General features: G+C 65.5%; 17 protein-coding genes and 1 tRNA gene. 12 read left to right on the top strand and 6 right to left on the bottom strand.

What is annotated here, in order from left to right; genetic code table 11:
* Window positions 1-54 precede the first annotated feature (54 nt).
* Entirely contained in the window at window positions 55-951 is an 897-nt protein-coding gene (locus tag Q7514_RS27580) for an LLM class flavin-dependent oxidoreductase (RefSeq protein ID WP_330136448.1), read from the bottom strand.
* A gap of 108 nt (window positions 952-1,059) precedes the next feature.
* Between Q7514_RS27580 and Q7514_RS27575 the strand changes: the two genes are divergently transcribed.
* From Q7514_RS27575 to Q7514_RS27550, 6 genes are all read left to right on the top strand, one after another.
* Window positions 1,060-1,488 (top strand): Fur family transcriptional regulator, encoded by a 429-nt coding sequence (locus Q7514_RS27575; protein WP_247274893.1) that lies wholly within the window; start codon window positions 1,060-1,062, stop codon window positions 1,486-1,488.
* Window positions 1,489-1,596: 108 nt separating this feature from the next.
* Window positions 1,597-3,057, top strand: a complete 1,461-nt coding sequence (locus Q7514_RS27570) for a catalase (RefSeq protein ID WP_330136447.1) — start codon at window positions 1,597-1,599, stop codon at window positions 3,055-3,057.
* A gap of 309 nt (window positions 3,058-3,366) precedes the next feature.
* Entirely contained in the window at window positions 3,367-3,840 is a 474-nt protein-coding gene (locus Q7514_RS27565; RefSeq protein ID WP_330136446.1) for a Dps family protein, read from the top strand.
* 171 nt (window positions 3,841-4,011) lie between these two features.
* Window positions 4,012-4,821, top strand: a complete 810-nt coding sequence (locus Q7514_RS27560; RefSeq protein WP_330136445.1) for a metal-dependent hydrolase — start codon at window positions 4,012-4,014, stop codon at window positions 4,819-4,821.
* 82 nt (window positions 4,822-4,903) lie between these two features.
* Entirely contained in the window at window positions 4,904-6,649 is a 1,746-nt protein-coding gene (locus Q7514_RS27555; protein WP_330136444.1) for a cholesterol oxidase substrate-binding domain-containing protein, read from the top strand.
* Between the two features lie 181 nt (window positions 6,650-6,830).
* Window positions 6,831-8,258 carry an alkaline phosphatase PhoX gene (locus Q7514_RS27550; RefSeq protein WP_330136443.1) on the top strand — a complete coding sequence of 476 codons (1,428 nt, stop codon included), beginning with the start codon at window positions 6,831-6,833 and terminating at the stop codon, window positions 8,256-8,258.
* Window positions 8,259-8,340: 82 nt separating this feature from the next.
* Here Q7514_RS27550 and Q7514_RS27545 read toward each other — a convergent pair whose 3' ends face one another.
* The 3 genes from Q7514_RS27545 to Q7514_RS27535 all read right to left on the bottom strand — a co-directional run bounded on the left by Q7514_RS27545 (window position 8,341) and on the right by Q7514_RS27535 (window position 11,200).
* Entirely contained in the window at window positions 8,341-8,796 is a 456-nt protein-coding gene (locus Q7514_RS27545) for a tellurite resistance TerB family protein (protein WP_132474895.1), read from the bottom strand.
* A 98-nt stretch (window positions 8,797-8,894) separates the two neighbouring features.
* On the bottom strand, window positions 8,895-10,016 hold the full coding sequence (locus Q7514_RS27540; protein WP_330136442.1) for a CaiB/BaiF CoA transferase family protein: 1,122 nt from the start codon (window positions 10,014-10,016) through the stop codon (window positions 8,895-8,897).
* Window positions 10,013-11,200 (bottom strand): acyl-CoA dehydrogenase family protein, encoded by a 1,188-nt coding sequence (locus Q7514_RS27535; protein ID WP_330136441.1) that lies wholly within the window; start codon window positions 11,198-11,200, stop codon window positions 10,013-10,015. The genes Q7514_RS27540 and Q7514_RS27535 overlap by 4 nt, the downstream gene beginning before the upstream one ends.
* Window positions 11,201-11,364: 164 nt before the next feature.
* On the opposite strand from Q7514_RS27535, the gene Q7514_RS27530 reads away from it, so the two are divergent.
* From Q7514_RS27530 to Q7514_RS27510, 5 genes are all read left to right on the top strand, one after another.
* The gene (locus Q7514_RS27530) at window positions 11,365-12,372 is read left to right on the top strand and encodes a LacI family DNA-binding transcriptional regulator (protein ID WP_330136440.1); all 1,008 of its coding nucleotides are present in this window, start codon (window positions 11,365-11,367) and stop codon (window positions 12,370-12,372) included.
* A 140-nt stretch (window positions 12,373-12,512) separates the two neighbouring features.
* Window positions 12,513-12,887, top strand: coding sequence for a helix-turn-helix transcriptional regulator (locus Q7514_RS27525; protein ID WP_330136556.1), 375 nt, complete (start codon window positions 12,513-12,515; stop codon window positions 12,885-12,887).
* A gap of 10 nt (window positions 12,888-12,897) precedes the next feature.
* Window positions 12,898-13,308 (top strand): VOC family protein, encoded by a 411-nt coding sequence (locus tag Q7514_RS27520; protein WP_330136439.1) that lies wholly within the window; start codon window positions 12,898-12,900, stop codon window positions 13,306-13,308.
* A gap of 35 nt (window positions 13,309-13,343) precedes the next feature.
* Window positions 13,344-13,817 carry a nitroreductase family deazaflavin-dependent oxidoreductase gene (locus Q7514_RS27515; protein WP_330136555.1) on the top strand — a complete coding sequence of 158 codons (474 nt, stop codon included), beginning with the start codon at window positions 13,344-13,346 and terminating at the stop codon, window positions 13,815-13,817.
* Window positions 13,818-13,895: 78 nt separating this feature from the next.
* Entirely contained in the window at window positions 13,896-16,286 is a 2,391-nt protein-coding gene (locus Q7514_RS27510; protein ID WP_330136438.1) for an excinuclease ABC subunit UvrA, read from the top strand.
* A gap of 75 nt (window positions 16,287-16,361) precedes the next feature.
* Here the strand turns inward: Q7514_RS27510 and Q7514_RS27505 are convergent.
* Window positions 16,362-16,435, bottom strand: a tRNA-Pro gene (locus Q7514_RS27505).
* A gap of 90 nt (window positions 16,436-16,525) precedes the next feature.
* Window positions 16,526-17,479 carry a metallophosphoesterase gene (locus tag Q7514_RS27500; protein WP_330136437.1) on the bottom strand — a complete coding sequence of 318 codons (954 nt, stop codon included), beginning with the start codon at window positions 17,477-17,479 and terminating at the stop codon, window positions 16,526-16,528.
* A 67-nt stretch (window positions 17,480-17,546) separates the two neighbouring features.
* Here Q7514_RS27500 and Q7514_RS27495 point away from each other — a divergent pair, with 67 nt between their 5' ends.
* The gene (locus tag Q7514_RS27495; protein WP_330136436.1) at window positions 17,547-18,023 is read left to right on the top strand and encodes a GatB/YqeY domain-containing protein; all 477 of its coding nucleotides are present in this window, start codon (window positions 17,547-17,549) and stop codon (window positions 18,021-18,023) included.
* Window positions 18,024-18,033 lie beyond the last annotated feature (10 nt).

The following is an 18,033-nucleotide window of genomic DNA, read 5'->3' as shown; positions in this document are numbered from 1 at the left end:
TCCATCGGTAGGGGCCGTCTGCGCACGCAGGCGGCCCCTACCGCTGAAACCGAGTCAGGTCGCGTTCCGTTCTGCATCGACGAGGTCGAGCACCTGTGGCGCGACCTCTCCGGCGAAGCGTTCGAGGTCCTCGGCGGAGTCGCTGCCGAGGATGAACGTGCTGGTGCCGTGCAGCAGTGCCACATCGGCGAGTTGCTCGGCCCACACCCGCGGCGGCCCGTTGAGGAACGAACCGTCGGCCGAGTCGGTGAAGGCGCCGCTGATGTTGTACAAGCGGCGGATCGCGGCAGGGTCGCGGCCCGCCTCGTGTGCGGCCTCGTCCACACGCTCGGTCATCGCGCCGAGTCTGTCGGGCCCGGCATTGAAGGCGCTGGGTAGCCAGCCATCGGCGTGGCGTCCCGTCACGGCGAGCATCCGGTTCCCGTACGCGCCGAGCCAGATTCCGATGTCATGTAGCGGAGCCGGACCGCGCTTGGCGCCGAGGACGCTGTAGTGCTCACCGTCGACGCGTGCCGCACCGTGTTCGTCCGACCAGAGCGCCCGGATCACGGATATGGCCTCGACGAGGGCGTCGACCGATTGACCGGCGCTGCGCCGTGGGCCTCCGTTGGCGGCGACGGCATCCCAGAAGGCACCTGCACCCAATCCGAGTTCGACGCGCCCGCCACTGAGTCGATCGAGCGACGCGGCGCTGCGTGCGAGGATCGCGGGCCCTCGCAGTGGGAGATTGGCGACGTTCGGCGACACCGCCACGGTGTCGGTCGTCGCAGCGATCCAGGTCAGCAGGGTCCATGTGTCGAGAAACCGGGGTTGATACGGATGGTCCTGGATGGTCACCAGGTCGAGACCTGCGCGTTCGGATAGGACGGCCAGGTCTACGACGGTCGACGGGTCTGCGGCGGCCGGAGTGAGGAAGCTTCCGAACCGGAGATGTTGGCCGTAATCGGGCATGTTCTGGTCCCTTCGCTCACCGGGGCGATGCTGCCCACCCTAACCGGTGATCGTCACCACACGATCTCTTTTCTTGACTAATTCCAGAAAAGCGGCATACTTGAGGTCATGCAGCGAACGGATGACTCACACTTCGACCCCAAGGAACAGCTTCGTTCCGTGGGGCTCCGGGTGACGGCTCCGCGTGTTGCAGTACTCGATATGGTTGCTCGGAACCCACATTCGGATGCCGATGAGGTCGCCGCCGCTGTGCGGGACGAGCTCGGCAAGGTATCGACCCAGGCCGTGTACGACGTACTCAGGGCCTGCGTGGGCGCCGGACTTCTCCGGCGGATCGAGCCGGCCGGCTCCCCGGCCCGGTTCGAGACCCGCACCGGAGACAACCACCACCACCTGGTCTGCCGTAATTGCGGCACGGTCGTCGACGTCGACTGCGCCGTCGGTGCTGCACCCTGCCTTACTCCGTCGGATGCCGGAGGCTTCGTCGTCGACGAGGCCGAGGTGACCTTCTGGGGTCTGTGCCAGTCCTGCCGCTGAACCCTTTCGATATCCACCACACCCACTTCATGCACGGTGTCGCTCCGGCGACCCGTCTCGACGCGTCGTACCCGGTCTCACGGGTAATCGCCAATACGGAGGTTGCACATGACGAACACCCGTTTCACCACCAACAACGCCGGTAACCCGGTAGCGAGTGACGACACCTCGCTGACTGCGGGCGCGCAGGGGCCGATCCTGCTGCACGACCATTACCTCATCGAGAAGCTTGCACACTTCAACCGTGAGCGTGTTCCCGAAAGGGTGGTCCACGCGAAGGGCGGCGGTGCATTCGGTGAACTCGTCGTCACCGAGGACGTGAGTGCCTACACGAAGGCGAAGCTGTTCCAGCCGGGTGTGAAAACCGAGTCTCTGGTGCGCTTTTCGACTGTCGCAGGTGAGCAGGGAAGTCCTGACACCTGGCGCGACCCGCGCGGCTTCGCGATGCGGTTCTACACCGAGGACGGCAATTACGACCTCGTCGGGAACAATACGCCCGTCTTCTTCATCAAGGACCCGATCAAGTTCCCCGACTTCATCCATTCGCAGAAGCGTCTGCCCGGGTCCGGCCTGCGCGACCACACGATGCAGTGGGATTTCTGGACGCTGCGTCCCGAAACCGCGCACCAGGTGACCTGGCTGATGGGTGACCGCGGCATTCCTCGTACCTGGCGGCACATGGACGGCTTCGGCTCCCACACCTACCAGTGGATCAACGCCGAGGGCGAGCGATTCTGGGTCAAGTACCACTTCAAGACCGACCAGGGCATCGAGACCCTCACCGCGGCGGAGGCCGATGTGCTCGCAGGCACCGACCCCGACTACCACCGGGCCGACCTGTACCAGGCGATCGAACGGGGTGAGTTCCCCGGCTGGACGCTGCACGTGCAGGTGATGCCCGTTTCGGAGGCCGAGGGCTATCGCTTCAACCCGTTCGACCTCACCAAGGTCTGGTCGCAGAAGGACTACCCGCTGATCAAGGTGGGTACCTGGACGTTGAATCGCAACCCGCGGAACTTCTTCGCCGAGATCGAACAGGCAGCGTTCGCACCGTCGAACATCGTGCCGGGCATCGGATTCTCGCCCGACAAGATGCTGCTCGGTCGCGTGTTCTCCTACGCGGACGCACACCGTTACCGTGTCGGCGCCAACCACGCGCAGCTGCCGGTCAATGCTCCGAAGAACAAGGTGGAGTCGTACTCGCAGGACGGCAGCATGGCGTACTCGTTCAACGATTCCGCGACGCCGGTCTACGCACCGAACAGCTTCGGTGGTCCACACGCGGATCCTGAGCGTGCGGGTGACGATGGACTGTGGGACTTCGGAACCGAGGCGGTGCGAGCCGACTACGTCCAGCACGCGGAGGACGACGACTTCGGTCAGGCGGGCGCGTTGGTTCGGGACGTCATGGACGATGCCGCGCGGGAACGCTTGGTCGGCAACATCGTCGGTCACGTCCTCGGCGGTACGTCGGTGGCTTTGTACGAGCGCATCTTCGAATATTGGCGCAATGTCGACGCCGATCTGGGGAAGAAGGTCGAAGAAGGCGTGCGGTCAGGCGGCGAATGATCTCTCGGGGTGCGTCCGACGCTTCAGGCGAGGCCCCACAAGTAGATCGCAACTGCCAATGCCCAGACGATCAGAGACTGTGCGTCCATGGTGCGAACCCCCTCCGTCGGTCGATGATGAACCGTACAACCATCATGCCTCGCGGCGGGCGTCGGGTCACGGGCGTCGGCCCCGCCGACACGATCCTGTGACACACCCCGGTCTTCATCCGGATGTGGAGTAGACCACAAAATGATCAGGCCCGGAAGTATTCGTGCATGAAAACTGTTGAACCCAACGGTAGTTGGGAAATTGAGAGGAGTGCGAAAGATGAACAGCCCCATCAGTAGCACGCTGCCGGACGAGAACCGGAAGGTTGCGGCAGACGCCTTGCAGAACGTGCTCGTCGATGTGATCGACCTGAGCCTGATCGGCAAGCAGGCGCACTGGAACGTCGTAGGGTCCCAGTTCCGTAGTATCCACCTCGACCTCGACGAACTCGTCACCACTGCGCGTGAGTTCACCGACCAAGTGGCCGAGCGGCTGACCGCGATCGGTGTCAGCCCGGACGGACGGGTAGCGACGGTCGCCCGCGACAGTGGAACCAAGGGTTTCGGCGACGGCTGGAGCAAGGACACCGAGGTCGTCGCGTCGATCGTCGGCAATCTCGCAGCTGTCATCGCGCGGTTGCGTGAGGGTATCGAGATCACCGGCGATGCCGACCCGGTCACGCAGGATCTGCTGATCGGTCAGGCTGCTCGGCTCGAACAGCTGCACTGGATGTGGCAGGCGCAGCTCGCCTGATCGGAACAACACGCGGAAGGCCGCCCACGTAACGGTGGGCGGCCTTCCGTCGTTCGGAGGGGCCCGAAGTGATCCGTGTGGCTGATGTGTCGGTTGTGGTTGCTAGGTTGGTGTTCGACCTTCTCCGATATGGGGCGGGCAGCGATGTTCGACCGAAAGGTGTTGTCCGACATGGTAATGGGTCCTACCCATGCGGTATCCGGAGCGCTCGTCGGTCTCCTGGTCGCCGACGTGCTGCCGCGAGAATGGGGTGGCCCGACGTCGACGCCGGAGATTCTGGCCTTCGCAGGCGTCTGCGCAGGATCGGCGCTGTTGCCCGATCTCGATACATCCCAGTCGACCGTCGCTCGGTCGTTCGGTCCGGTGAGCCAGACATTCGCCCGGGGTGTCGGCGCAGTCTCGGCGGCGTACTACAACGCCACACGCGGTCGTAAGGATCGGAAGCGGACCGGTGGCCACCGCACCATGACGCACACGGCGCTGTTCGCGGCTCTGTTGGGTACGGGGGTGTCGGTGCTGGTTGCGCAGTTCGGTCGCAACGCGATCATCGGCGTCCTGTTCATCACGTTGGGTCTCGCGCTGCGCGGGCTGTTCGGCACCTGGGCCAAGAAGTACGGGTGGTTCATCGTCACCGTCGTCACTGCCGTCCTGTCGGTCCTGATGTGGACGGCGTTCCCCGGGGAGGTGGGATCGACCGGCCTGGGGGTCGCCGTCGCTCTCGGGTGCGTCACCCACTGTCTGGGTGATGCGATCACCAAGGAGGGGATCCCCTTCCTCGCCCCCTTTGTGCCGTGGCAGGGCAAACGGTGGTGGGAGTTCAAACTTCCGAGCGCGATCTCCATACGTGCGGGTGGGCCGTTCGAGGTCGTGTTCCTCGGGCCGGCGATGACTCTGGCCGCGATCGGGTTCGCCCTCTGGTCCGTCGATGGTGTCCCGGGCTATGTCTTCGGGGCGCTCGAAGCGTCCGGTCTGTCGTTCTGAATTTCGACGCCACTGGCATCGAAAAGAAACTTGTTCTATTTTTGCTCCGTCCTGGTTTCTTCACAGAACGGAGCTCATCCACGTGAGCGAACAAGCCTCGAGCGCTGCCCTCAGCCGGCGTGGTTTCCTCGGTGCCGCCGCGGGCGCCGCGGCGTTTGCAGGGTTGGGCTGGACGCCCGCGGGAGCGATCCCGCTCGGCGACCCGAGCGCGACCATCCCCGCGCCCCCGGAATTCCCCGCCGACATCCCGCTCGCGCAGCAACGCTTCGAGAACTGGGCGAAGACCATCCGGTTCGATGCCGTATGGACAGCCACCGCACGCGAGCCCGGCGACGTCGTACGCCTCGCGAACTGGGCGCGCAGCCACGGCTATCGCATCCGCCCGCGGGGCTCGATGCACAGTTGGAGCCCGCTCACCCTCGTGCCCGGTGAGAGCACCGACAAGATCGTGCTGATCGACACCATCACGCATCTGAACTCCGTGAGTGTCGATGCAGGGGGCTCCCCGGCCACCGTCACGGCGGGCGGGGGAGCGAGTCTCGAATCGATCCTGTCGGCGCTACAGGCCGCAGGACTCGGCTGGGCCAATTCGCCGGCGATCGGCGACATCACCATCGCGGGTGCCCTGTCGATCGGAGCCCACGGCGCGACCTATCCGGCTGCGGGGGAGCAGGCCGTCCCGGGTCAGTCGTTCGGTTCCCTGTCGAACCTCGTCGTCGCGCTCACCGCGGTGGTCCGGAACGAGGCCGCAGGGGAGTACGAACTGCGCGAGTTCCATCGCTCCGACGCCGACATCACGCCCCTGCTCACCCATCTCGGTCGCACCTTCGTCACCTCCGTGACGCTGATGGCCGGAGCGAACTATCGACTCCGGTGCCAGAGCTTCACCGACGTGCCGTGGCAGGAACTGTTCGCGCCGCCCGGAACGCCGGGCCGGACGTTCGAGCGCTATGCCGAGGAATCCGGACGTGTCGAGGCGATCTGGTTTCCGTTCACCGAAACCCCGTGGCTCAAGATCTGGTCCGTCAGTCCCGACAAGCCGCCCGCCTCACGCGAAGTGCACGGCCCCTACAACTACTTCTTCACAGACAGCATCCCCGAGCTGGTCACCACTCCGCTCGGTCAGGTGGTGAGCGGAAATCAGGCCATCACCCCCGCGTTCGGTGCGTCGCAGTTCGGTGCCGTCGCCGCGGGACTGAAAGCGACCGGCACCGAAGACCTCTGGGGCTGGTCGAAGGACCTGCTGTTCTACCTGCGGGCCACCACCCTCCGGGTCATCGCGGGCGGCGGCGTCGTGGTGACGAAGCGCGAGAACATCGCGCGGGTCATCAACGAATTCACGACGTGGTTGCACGGCCGGATGGGCGAGTACGCGTCGCAAGGGCTGTATCCCGTCAACGGGCCGTTCGAGGTGCGGATGTGTACCGTCGACGACCAGGGTGAGGTGCTCGTCGACTCGGCCGGTGCACCGAATCTGTCGCCGGTGCGACCGCGACCCGATCGCCCCGATTGGGACACCGCGATCTGGATGAACGTGGTGTCGCTCCCCGGCACCGAAGGCCTGCCGGCCTTCTTCCAGGAGATGGAGGAGTGGATGGTCGCCAACTACTCCGGTGACTACGCGACGTTCCGCTCCGAGTGGTCCAAGGGCTGGGCGTTCGACTCCGAGGGCGGATATCGGAACCAGCAGTTCCTCGGCGATACTGTTCCGGCCATGTATCGCACCGGATTGGGTAGCGAGGAGGGCTGGGACGCGGCGCGCGCGGCATTCGACCGGCACGATCCGCATCGCGTATTCAGCAACGGTTTCCTCGACAGACTGATCTGACGTCGGGACCGGATCTGCCCGAGGTACGGACTCCACCGTGCCGAGCATGCGATGCCACGTGCTCGGCACGGTGAATTCGGTTGCAGTTCATCAGGATGACTCTGCACCTCCATCAACGCGGGTAGTGCGATCCCTACCGTCTCGTGGGTTACGTATTCGACCCATATGGAGGTATCGGAAAATGAGTTCCGCAGTCGATCGTCTTGCGTTGAATCGCCGAGGTTTCCTCGGCCGCACTGCACTCGCCGGCGTCGGCATCGCTTTCGCCGGAAGTCTCGACGCGCTGGTGCGGCCGGGTACTGCGGCAGCGGCGCCCGGGGCGATCGGATACGGCCCCCTCGTTCCGGATCCCCACGGGCTGCTCGCGCTGCCGATCGGTTTCTCGTACACCGTGCTCGCGAAGTCGGGGGAAACGTTGCTCGACGACGGCAACCCGGTTCCGAGCAGTCCCGACGCGCTGGGTGTGTTCGCGCGAGGAGGCGGCGCCACGGTCGTGTCGAACCACGAGGTCGGCGACGACGCGAGCGAGGAACCGTTCGCCGTCCCCGTCGTCGACGGCCTGACCTACGATCCCGGTGCGCGCGGCGGTACCACCACGATCCTCGTCTCGCCGAACAGTCAGCGCGAAGGCCAGTACGTCAGCCTCGCCGGCACCGTCGACAACTGCGCGGGCGGAGTCACGCCGTGGGGCACGTGGTTGACGTGCGAGGAGACCGACGACCGCGCCGGCGACAACGGCCTCACCGTCGACCACGGCTACGTCTTCGAAGTCGATCCCGCGAGTCAGGAGGCGAACATCGGCACCAGCCCGATACCGCTGACGTTCCTCGGGCGATTCGAACACGAGGCCGTCGCCGTCGATCCCGGAACGAGCGCGATCTACCTCACCGAGGACGCCGACGAACCCAACGGCCTGTTCTACCGGTGGGTGCCGCCGCAAGGCTTCGTCGGGAGGAACGGTGCCCTGCGCGAGCTGGCGTCCGATGGCGGCGATGCAGCCGGTGCGCTCCAGGCGATGCGTTGCTTCCAGGACGGCGCCTTCGTCGCCGACCTGTCGCAGGCGACCGAGCCGGGAACGCGTTACGCCGTGCAGTGGGTAGATGTCCCCGACCGGAACGCGAACGACGAGCCTATCCGCGAGCAGTTCGGGAACGGCGAGGTCACGCGCAGCCGCAAGCTCGAAGGTGCGTGGTGGGGCGACGGCGGCGCGTACTTCGTCGCGAGCTACGCGCGCCACGACGACGGCAGTGTCGCCGAACACGACGGGCAGGTGTGGTTCTACGATCCCGCATCCGAGACCGCCGAGCTGAAGGTTCTCTTCGGGGTCAACCCGGATCCGTCTGTCGACACCGGAAACTACGACGGCCCCGACAACATCACGGTGTCCCCGCACGGCGGACTCGTGCTCGCCGAGGACGGTGACGGAGTCAGCCACCTGATCGGCGTCACCCCCAGCGGCGAACCGTTCTCGCTGGCGCGAAACGAGCTGAACGACAGCGAGTTCTGCGGTCCCGCATTCAGCGCCGACGGGCGGACGCTGTTCGTCAACATTCAGACGCCGGGACTGACCTTGGCGATCAACGGCCCCTGGATCCGCCCGATCGGGTAGCACCTTCGCCGCAACGAGGCCGCGGAGAGGTGGAGCCGCGCACTCGAGTGAGTGCGCGGCTCCATTGTCGTTCGAATCGACGTCAGAGATCGAACTCTGCGGGGTTGATCCCGACCGCATGTGCAGCGCCGCGCACAGCGGCCTTCTCGTGGTCGTCGAAGTGCCCGTCGGCGCCCCCGATGATGATGCCGATCTGGATGACCGCGCGGGCCTGATCCTGCTTCGACTTCAACTTGGCGATCGTGGCGGTGGCTTCGACCTTGCCGAAGTCGAAATCGGACTCGAGCTTGCTGCAGTACCAATCGAACTTCTCGCGGAGCTCGTCCTTCGGGAACACCGACAGAAGGTCGTTGCTCATGATCAGCGCCGCAGTCTTCTGTCGTTCGGAGGGGTCGATGCTGCCGTCGGCGGCCGCAATCAGCGCGCACATCGCCATGCTGGCGTTCGCAAACTCCTTGTTCTTGAACTGATCCGTCTTTGTCTTGAGCTGCGCGCTCAGTTCGGTGGTCTTCGCCTTGAGCTGATCCCAGAACGCCATGGTGGCCCTTCGTGTCGGTGTCCGTGCACCAACCACTCTGCCATCGGATGCGAAAAGTGTGCTTTGTGAGGTCTACTGCATCCTCACTGTTCGCCGAGTCACTGTTCGCCGAGTCGTGGCGGTGTGGTCCGGTATGTCGCGGGTGTGGCGCTGAGACGGATCGGGTTGGCGATCTGTCGCAGCGGCCTCTCGCGCCGTTCGTCGTCGATCTCGACGACCGGTGTGAGCCCGAGCCGTTCGGCCAGCGCGATCGCATCGGCTAGGTCGTTGAGCGGCCCGCAAGGGACCCGCTCCGCGGTCAGCGCATCGAACCACGTGTCGGCGGTCTCGGAGGACAGGGCCTCGTTGATCGTCTTCACGAGCACGTCGCGGTTGGCCACGCGCGCCGCGTTCGTGGCGTACCGCTCGTCGGATGCGAGTTCGTCGAGACCGAGCACGCTGCACAGTGAGGCGAACTGACGGTCGTTGCCCACGGCGAGCACCAGCGGACGGTCGGCGGTGGTGAACAGTTCGTACGGCGCGATGCTGGGGTGCCGGTTGCCCATGGCGGTGGGAACGACTCCCGCAGCCACGTACCCGGAGGACTGGTTCGCCAGGGCCGACAGGAGCGATGACAGGAGGTTGACCTCGACGCGCTGCCCCTGGCCGGTGCGGTCGCGGTGTCGCAGCGCCGCAAGGATGCCCAGTGCCGCATGCATTCCGGTGATGACGTCGACGACCGCGACACCGACCTTGGTGGGGGTGTCGGCGTCGGGGCCCGTGATGCTCATCAGGCCGCCGACCGCTTGGATCAGCAGATCGTAACCGGGTAGGTTGTTGTGCCCGCCGAATCCGGTGATCGAGCAATACACGACATCCGGATTGATCTCGCGCACCTGCTCATAGCCGAGGCCGAGGCGGTCCATGGTGCCCGGCAGGAAATTCTCGACCATGACGTCGGCGCGTTCGACGAGTCGGCGGGCCTCGTCGAGTCCCTCCCGCGAGGACAGATCGAGAGCCACCGATCTCTTGTTCCGATTGACTCCGAGGAAGTACGAGGATTCCTCGCCGACCCACGGCGGGCCCCAGCTGCGGGTGTCGTCCCCGGTACCCGGGCGTTCGACCTTGATCACTTCGGCGCCGAGGTCGGCGAGCATCATCGTGGCGTAAGGGCCGGCGAGGACGCGGCCGAAGTCGGCGATCACCAGGTCGTCCAGGGCGCCACCCGTCTGCGTGGTCACCTGAATGCGGCCTCTCCCGTCAGTGCTTTGCCGATCGTCAGCTGGTGCATCTCGGAGGTGCCCTCGTAGGTCAGCACCGATTCGAGGTTGTTGGCATGCCGGATGACCGGGTATTCGAGGGTGATGCCGTTGGCGCCGAGGATCGTGCGGCACTCACGCGCGATCGCGATGGCCTCACGGACGCTGTTGAGCTTGCCGGTGCTGATCTGCTCGGGGGTGACTTCGCCGCGGTCCTTGATGCGGCCGAGGTTGTAGGCGAGAAGATGTCCCTTGCCCACCTCGAGCGCCATATCGGCGATCTTGGCCTGAGTCAGCTGGAATGAGGCGAGCGGCTTGTCGAACACGATCCGTGACTGTGCGTAGTCGATGGCAGTCTCGAGGCAATCGCGCGCAGCGCCGATCGCGCCGAAGGCGATGCCGAATCGGGCTTCGCCGAGCGCGGTCAGTGGGCCGCGCAGGCCCTTCGCGAGCGGCATCATCGCCGAGGACGGCAGCCGCACTCCGTCGAGGACGAGCTCGGAGGTCACCGAGGCGCGGAGCGACATCTTGGCGTGGATTTCAGGGGCGGAGAAGCCCGGGGTGTCTGTGGGAACGACGAAGCCGCGGATGCCCTTGGGCCCCTCGTCGAGGTCGGTCTGCGCCCACACCACGGCGACGTCGGCGATCGATCCGTTGGTGATCCACATCTTGGTGCCGCTGAGGATCCAGTCGTCGCCGTCACGCTTGGCGTTGGTGCGCATCCCGGCCGGGTTGGAGCCGAAGTCGGGTTCGGTGAGGCCGAAGCAGCCGATCGCCTCGCCGGCGGCCATGCGAGGCAACCATTCCTGCTTCTGTTCCTCGCTGCCCCAATGGTGGATGGAGAACATTGCGAGGGAGCCCTGCACGGAGACGAGGCTGCGGATGCCGGAGTCGACCGCCTCGAGTTCCAGACAGGCCAGACCGTACGCGGTCGCGCTCATTCCGGCGCACCCGTAGCCGTCGAGGTGCATGCCGAGGACGCCCAGGCCGCCCAATTCCTTCGCGAGGTCTCGGGCCGGGAGCTTCGCGTCTTCGAACCACTGCGCGATGTGTGGACGGATGCGGTCGTCCGAGAACTTGCGGACGGTATCGCGGATTGCGATCTCTTCCGGTTCCAGCAGTGAGTCGAGGGCGAAGAGCTGTGTCAGGGACTGGGGGTTCGACATGTGGTTCTCCGGGGTCGTGGCTGGTGGGTTCGAGGTGAGGAAAATCGTTTGTGCAATCGTATGCAAGAACGATTGCGAGAACGTTTGCATCACCTAGGCTAGGGCGAGTCATGTGGGTCGTCAACCCGGCGCCGGCATCGATGCGACAGAGCAGGAGAGCCCGAATGGCCCGATCCGACCGCGCGCCGACTCTCAAGGAGATCGCCGAGCGCGCCGGTGTGCACGTCTCGACGGCATCGCGGGTGCTGCGTCAACCCGAACCCGTCGACGGATGGTCGGACTCCGCCCTACGTGTGCGGGAGGTGGCAGAGGAGTTGGGTTACCGCCCCAACCTGTGGGCAGCGAGCCTGCGCACCCGCAAGACCACGACGCTCGGGGTCGTGATGCCCAGACTCACCGACGGCGTCGTCGCCACGACCTACCAGGGCATCGAGGAAGCGGCCGAGCGTGCCGGGTACTCGGTGCTGCTGTCGAGTCCTCCCGACGACCTCGAGGCGCAACGCCGCGCCATCTCGCTACTTGTCGGTCGGCAGGTCGACGGCCTGCTGCTCAGCAGCCTGCACATCCCCGGCGGCCCGTTCGTCGAGTCGCTCGCACTCGGGCCGCTTCCGCTGTTGTGCGTGACCAGGCACGCCGACGCGGGACTGCCCTTCGTCGTAGGCGACGACTACCGCGGCGGGTGCCTCGCCGCGCAGCACCTTCTGGACCGCGGATACTCGGATATCGCAATCATCGCCGGCCCCGACCACGCGAGCACGGCCCGCGACCGCCGCGCCGGCTTCGTCGACACGCTCGCGCGTGCAGCGCTCCCGCCGCGTCCCGACCGGATGGTGCGGTCGGGCTTCGACGTGGCCGGGGGCGTGACGGCCGCGCGCGCACTGCTGGATCGCCCGGATCGCCCCCGTGCGATCTTCGCGGTCAGCGACACGATCGCGATCGGTGTCCTCGGAGTCGCGCGCGATCTCGGGCTGACCATCCCCGACGACCTCGCACTCGTGGGATACAACGACATTCCCATCGTCGAGCAGCTACCCGTCCCGCTGACGACGGTCCGCTCGCCCGCCCACGAGATCGGGGCGTCCGCGGTGCGCAGCCTGCTCGAACTCGTGCAGGGACGCGCGGTGGAGTCCACGCGGCTCCCGGTCGAGCTCATCGAGCGGAAATCGAGTTGACCCGGCTCCGGGGTGTTCGGCTCAGTGTGTTCGGTCACCGCTGGACAACGACACGGTGACCGAGGACGATCGCGCACGTGGCGAATAGCGATGCGCAGCGTCTCCGAGACCTCACGCTGTTGCGCCGTGTCCGCGACCGTATGGATCGCGAGTACGCGCAGCCGCTCGACGTGGACGCGCTCGCGCGCGGGGTGGGTATGTCGGCGGGGCATCTGAGTCGCCAGTTCAAGAAGGCCTACGGCGAATCGCCCTATTCGTACCTGATGACCCGCCGGATCGAACGTGCGATGACGCTCCTTCGTCGAGGCGACCTCAGCGTCACCGATGTGTGCTTCGAAGTGGGCTGCTCGTCGCTGGGGACATTCAGCACGCGGTTCACCGAGTTGGTCGGTATGCCGCCGAGCGTCTACAAGGACAAGGCCGAATACGGGACGGAAGGTATTCCGGCGTGCGTCGCGAAACAGATCACGAGACCGGTCAGGAATCGAGAAGCGCAGGTGTCCGGCCGTCGCTAGCGTTACGGCCATGGACATCACCATTCATTACACCTTCCTCCCGCACACCGATCCGGAAGCGTCCCTGGCGTTCTACCGCGACACCCTCGGATTCGAGGTCCGCAAGGACGTCGGCTACGAGAACATGCGGTGGATCACCGTCGGACCCCCCAACCATCCCGAAACCTCGATCGTCCTGAACCCGCCTGCGGCGGACCCCACCATCAGCGACGACGAGCGGAACACGATCCTCGAACTGATGGCGAAAGGCAATTACGGTGCGGTCACCCTCGCCACCGACGACCTCGACGGGCTGTTCACGCGTCTCGAGGCCAGCGGCGCGGAGGTCCTTCAGGAACCGATGGATCAGGACTACGGCGTGCGCGACTGCGCCTTCCGCGACCCCGCGGGCAATCTGATTCGGATCAACCAAACCAGTTGAGCTGCAAGGTATTCAAACTTCGAGTGGAGGTCGAGATGGAGCAGGGCGACGGAACAGGTACCGACCGGACGCGACCACCCGGCACGCCGGGGGCGCTCTCACGCTGGTTCCAGCGCACAGCCAACGCACGAACGATGCGGAAGATCCGACGGGGCAAGGGCCGGACGATGGGCATGGACATGCTGATCCTGCACACGATCGGTCGACGGAGCGGACAACGGCGTGAAACACCCCTGATGCGGTTGGCGGACGGCGACGACGCCGTCCTCGTCATCGCGTCGGGCGGTGGCAGTGTGAACCCCGACTGGCACGCCAACCTGATGGCGCACCCGGACGGCGTGTCGGTGGAGCTTCCGGGTCGCGAACCGGTCTCCGCGAGAGCACACGAACTTCGCGGTGCCGAGCGTGAACAGGCCTGGCAGCGTCTGGCGGCCGAACAGCCGCGAATCGCCAAGTATCAGAGCAAGTCCGATCGTGAATACCCGTTGATCCGGCTGACGCTGCAGTAACCGCGTGGCACAGTCGAACAGGTCGATTATCGCGGGCCTCCGGAGCGAGGTTCCGGACAGAGAGAAACGGAGACACCGATGACGCCGTCCGCCAGGGCGAACACCCGGTCGCGTGAACTGAGCGCTGCCGACAGTCACGACAGGATCCTCGTCCACGGGGCGCGGGTGAACAACCTCCGCGATGTCAGCATCGAGATCCCGAAGCGGCGGCTGACGGTGTTCACCGGAGTCTCCGGATCCGGCAAGAGTTCGCTGGTGTTCGGCACGATCGCCGCGGAGTCGCAGCGGCTGATCAACGAGACCTACAGTGCATTCGTGCAGGGGTTCATGCCGAGCATGGCCCGACCCGACGTGGACGTGCTCGACGGGCTGACGACGGCGATCCTCGTCGACCAGGAACGCATGGGCGCGAACCCGCGCTCCACCGTGGGTACCGCAACCGACGCGAACGCCATGCTGCGTATCCTCTTCAGCCGGATGGGTAAGCCGCACATCGGTTCTCCCCAAGCGTTCTCTTTCAATGTCGCCTCGGTCAGCGGTGCCGGCGCGGTGTCGATGGAGCGCGGGGGCCGGACGGTGAAGGAACGCCGCTCCTTCACGATCACCGGCGGGATGTGCCTGCGCTGCGAAGGTCGGGGATCGGTGTCCGATTTCGACCTGACCGCGCTGTACGACGAGACAAAGTCGCTCAACGAAGGGGCGCTGACCATTCCCGGCTACAGCATGGACGGCTGGTACGGACGAATCTACCGCGGTTGCGGTTTCTTCGATCCCGACAAGCCGATCGCCAAGTTCACGAAGAAGCAACTGAACGACCTGCTCTACAAGGAACCGACCAGGATCAAGGTCGAGGGTGTCAACGTGACCTTCGAGGGATTGATCCCGAAGATCCAGAAGTCGTTCCTGTCCAAGGATCGCGAAGCGATGCAGCCGCACATTCGTGCGTTCGTGGATCGCGCGATCACATTCTCGACCTGTCCCGAGTGCGACGGCACGCGCCTCACCGAGGCCGCGCGGTCGTCGAAGATCAAGGGACTGAGCATCGCCGACGTGTGCTCGATGCAGATCAGCGACCTCGCCGAGTGGGTTCGAGATCTCGACGAACCATCGTTGGGGCCTCTGCTCGACAACCTGCGGCAGAACCTCGAGTCTTTCGTCGACATAGGTCTGGGATACCTGTCACTCGAACGCCCGGCCGGCACGCTCTCCGGTGGTGAGGCACAGCGGACCAAGCTGATCCGCCATCTCGGGTCGTCGCTCACCGACGTCACCTACGTCTTCGACGAACCGACGATCGGCCTGCACCCGCACGACATCGCGCGGATGAACGACCTCCTGCTGCAACTACGCGACAAGGGCAACACCGTGCTCGTCGTCGAACACAAGCCCGAGGTCATGGCGATCGCCGACCATGTCGTCGATCTCGGTCCACGTGCAGGTACCGACGGCGGCAAGGTGATGTTCGAGGGCACCTTCGACGGCCTGCGAAAGAGCGACACCCTCACCGGTAAACACCTCGACGACCGTGCCTCGCTGAAATCGTCGGTACGCCGAGCGGCCGGCGCACTCGAAGTGCGCGGCGCCGACACCAACAATCTCCGCAACGTCGACGTCGACATCCCCCTCGGCGTGCTGGTGGTGCTGACCGGTGTCGCGGGGTCGGGGAAGAGCTCGCTCATCGGGGGGTCGGTGGCCGGCCGCGACGGCGTGGTCACCATCGACCAAGGGGCGATCAAGGGATCGCGGCGCAGCAATCCTGCGACGTACACAGGCATGCTCGACCCGATCCGCAAGGCCTTCGCGAAGGCCAACGGAGTCAAGCCGGCGCTGTTCAGCGCGAACTCGGAAGGTGCGTGTCCCAACTGCAACGGCGCGGGCGTCGTCTACTCCGACCTCGCGATGATGGCCGGAGTCGCGACCCCCTGCGAGGTGTGCGACGGAAAGCGTTTCCTGGCCGAGGTGCTCGAGTACAAATTCGGTGGCAGGGACATCAGCGAGATCCTGCGGATGTCTGTGGCCGAAGCCGAGGAGTTCTTCGGATCTGCGGACTCGAAGATTCCGGCGGCGCACAAGATCCTGGATCGCCTGGTGGACGTCGGGCTCGGCTACATCAAGGTCGGGCAGCCGCTGACCACGCTCTCCGGTGGCGAACGGCAGAGGCTGAAGCTCGCCACCCACATGGGAGAAAAGGGTGAGATCTACATCCTCGACGAGCCCACCACCGGCCTCCACCTCGCCGACGTCGAAAACCTGCTCGGCCTGCTCGACCGTCTCGTCGATTCCGGCAAGTCCGTGATCGTCATCGAGCACCATCAGGCGGTCATGGCGCACGCCGACTGGATCATCGATCTCGGTCCCGGTGCGGGCCATGATGGCGGCAGCATCGTCTTCGAGGGGACGCCGTCGGATCTCGTCGCCGCGCGGTCGACACTCACCGGTGAGCATCTCGCGGAATACGTGGGGGCGTGACGGGAGAACGTCCGTGAACGCGATCAGGGCGCATTCTCCGGTTGGAGAATGCGCCCTGATCGACTGTTCCACGAGTCGGGGTGGCGGGATTCGAACCCACGACCTCTTCGTCCCGAACGAAGCGCGCTACCAAGCTGCGCCACACCCCGTGATGAACCTCGGTCAGCTTACAACACGACTCGTATGAAGGTTAAATCGCCTGGTCAGTGACGAGAAGCTCAGGGATGAGATTCCGAAAGTCAGCGACGAGACCCCGCGCTTTCCGCGGCGCTGCCCGCGGACCTCCGAGACTCGTCGCGCGGAGCCGGAACCAAGGTCAGAAGAGTGGCTTCCGGGCGGCAGCAGAAGCGTGCGGGGGCGAACGGGGAGGTACCCATTCCTGCCGACACGTGCAGCTGCATATGGGCACCCCACCGGGACGGGCCCTTCACCCGCGACCGGTCGATGCCGCAATTGGTCACCAGAGCACCGAAGAACGGCAGGCACAGCTGTCCGCCGTGGGTATGGCCGGCGAGTACGAGGTCGTACCCGTCGTCGGCGAAACGGTCGAGTACTCGCGGCTCGGGGGAGTGTGTCAGTCCCAGGCGAAGGTCTGCGGACTTGTCGGCAGCTCCGGCGATGGTCTCGTAGCGATCGCGTTCGAGATGCGGATCGTCGACACCGGCCACCGAGATACGCACGCCGCCGACCTCGATGTCGCGCCGGACGTGCGTCATGTCCTGCCAGCCGCGTTCGTTGAACGCTGCGCGCAGGTCGCCCCAGGGGAGCGGTGGCCCGTACACGCGGTCGTGGTCCTTGTCGAAGTAGGCGAGTGGATTCTTCAGGACAGGCGCGAAGTAGTCGTTGCTGCCGAACACGAAGAGGCCCGGCCGGGCCAGGAGGCCGCTGAGCGCCTGGACGACGGCGGGAACCGACTTCGGGTGCGACAGGTTGTCGCCCGTGTTGATCACCAGATCGGGTTCGAGGCGATCGAGTTCCCTGAGCCAGTTCTGCTTGCGTTTCTGCCCCGGCATCATGTGCAGGTCGCTGATGTGCAGCACGCGGAGGGTCGCTGCACCCGGTGCGAGGACCGGGACGGTGACCTCCCGGAGGGTGAAGGCGTTGCGTTCGATCAGCGTTGCATAACCGAGACCGAGGACGGCAGCTCCTGCGGTACCCGCGGCGACACGTGTGAGGGGAGAAAGGTCAGGCACTTCTCCAGCGTACCGCCGCTGCACGTCTGCGCACGTGCTTCGACGGTCCCGGCGTAGGTTCTGGGGTATGACGGATACAGCTTCCTCAATCAAATCCACATTGCGTGCAGACATGACTGCCGCGATGAAGGCCAAGGACCAACTGCGCTTGGCGACGCTGCGGATGTTGCTCGCCGCGATCCAGACCGAGGAAGTCTCGGGGAAGGAAGCGCGCGAACTCTCCGACGACGAGGTCATCAAGGTTCTGTCGCGGGAATCCAAGAAGCGCGGCGAGGCCGCTGAGGTCTACACCGAGAACGGTCGTGGCGAACTCGCAGCCAAGGAGCATGCCGAGGCTCGCATCATCGATGAGTATCTGCCGACTCCGCTGACCGACGCGGAACTCGTCGACGTGGTCGACACCGCGATCGGCAGGGTCGCCGATGAGCTCGGTGCGCGTCCCGGTCCGAAGAACATGGGCCAGGTCATGAAGGTCGCGACCGCGATCGCCGCGGGCAAGGCGGATGGAAAGCGCCTGTCAGCGGCGGTGCGGTCGCGACTCTGACCGTCCGTCA

The organism is Rhodococcus artemisiae (genome assembly GCF_036327795.1).
In the GTDB taxonomy this organism is placed as follows: Bacteria; Actinomycetota; Actinomycetes; order Mycobacteriales; family Mycobacteriaceae; genus Rhodococcus; species Rhodococcus artemisiae.
Note: the sequence above shows the minus strand (reverse complement) of the source record. Positions and strands in the feature narration are given on the sequence as shown.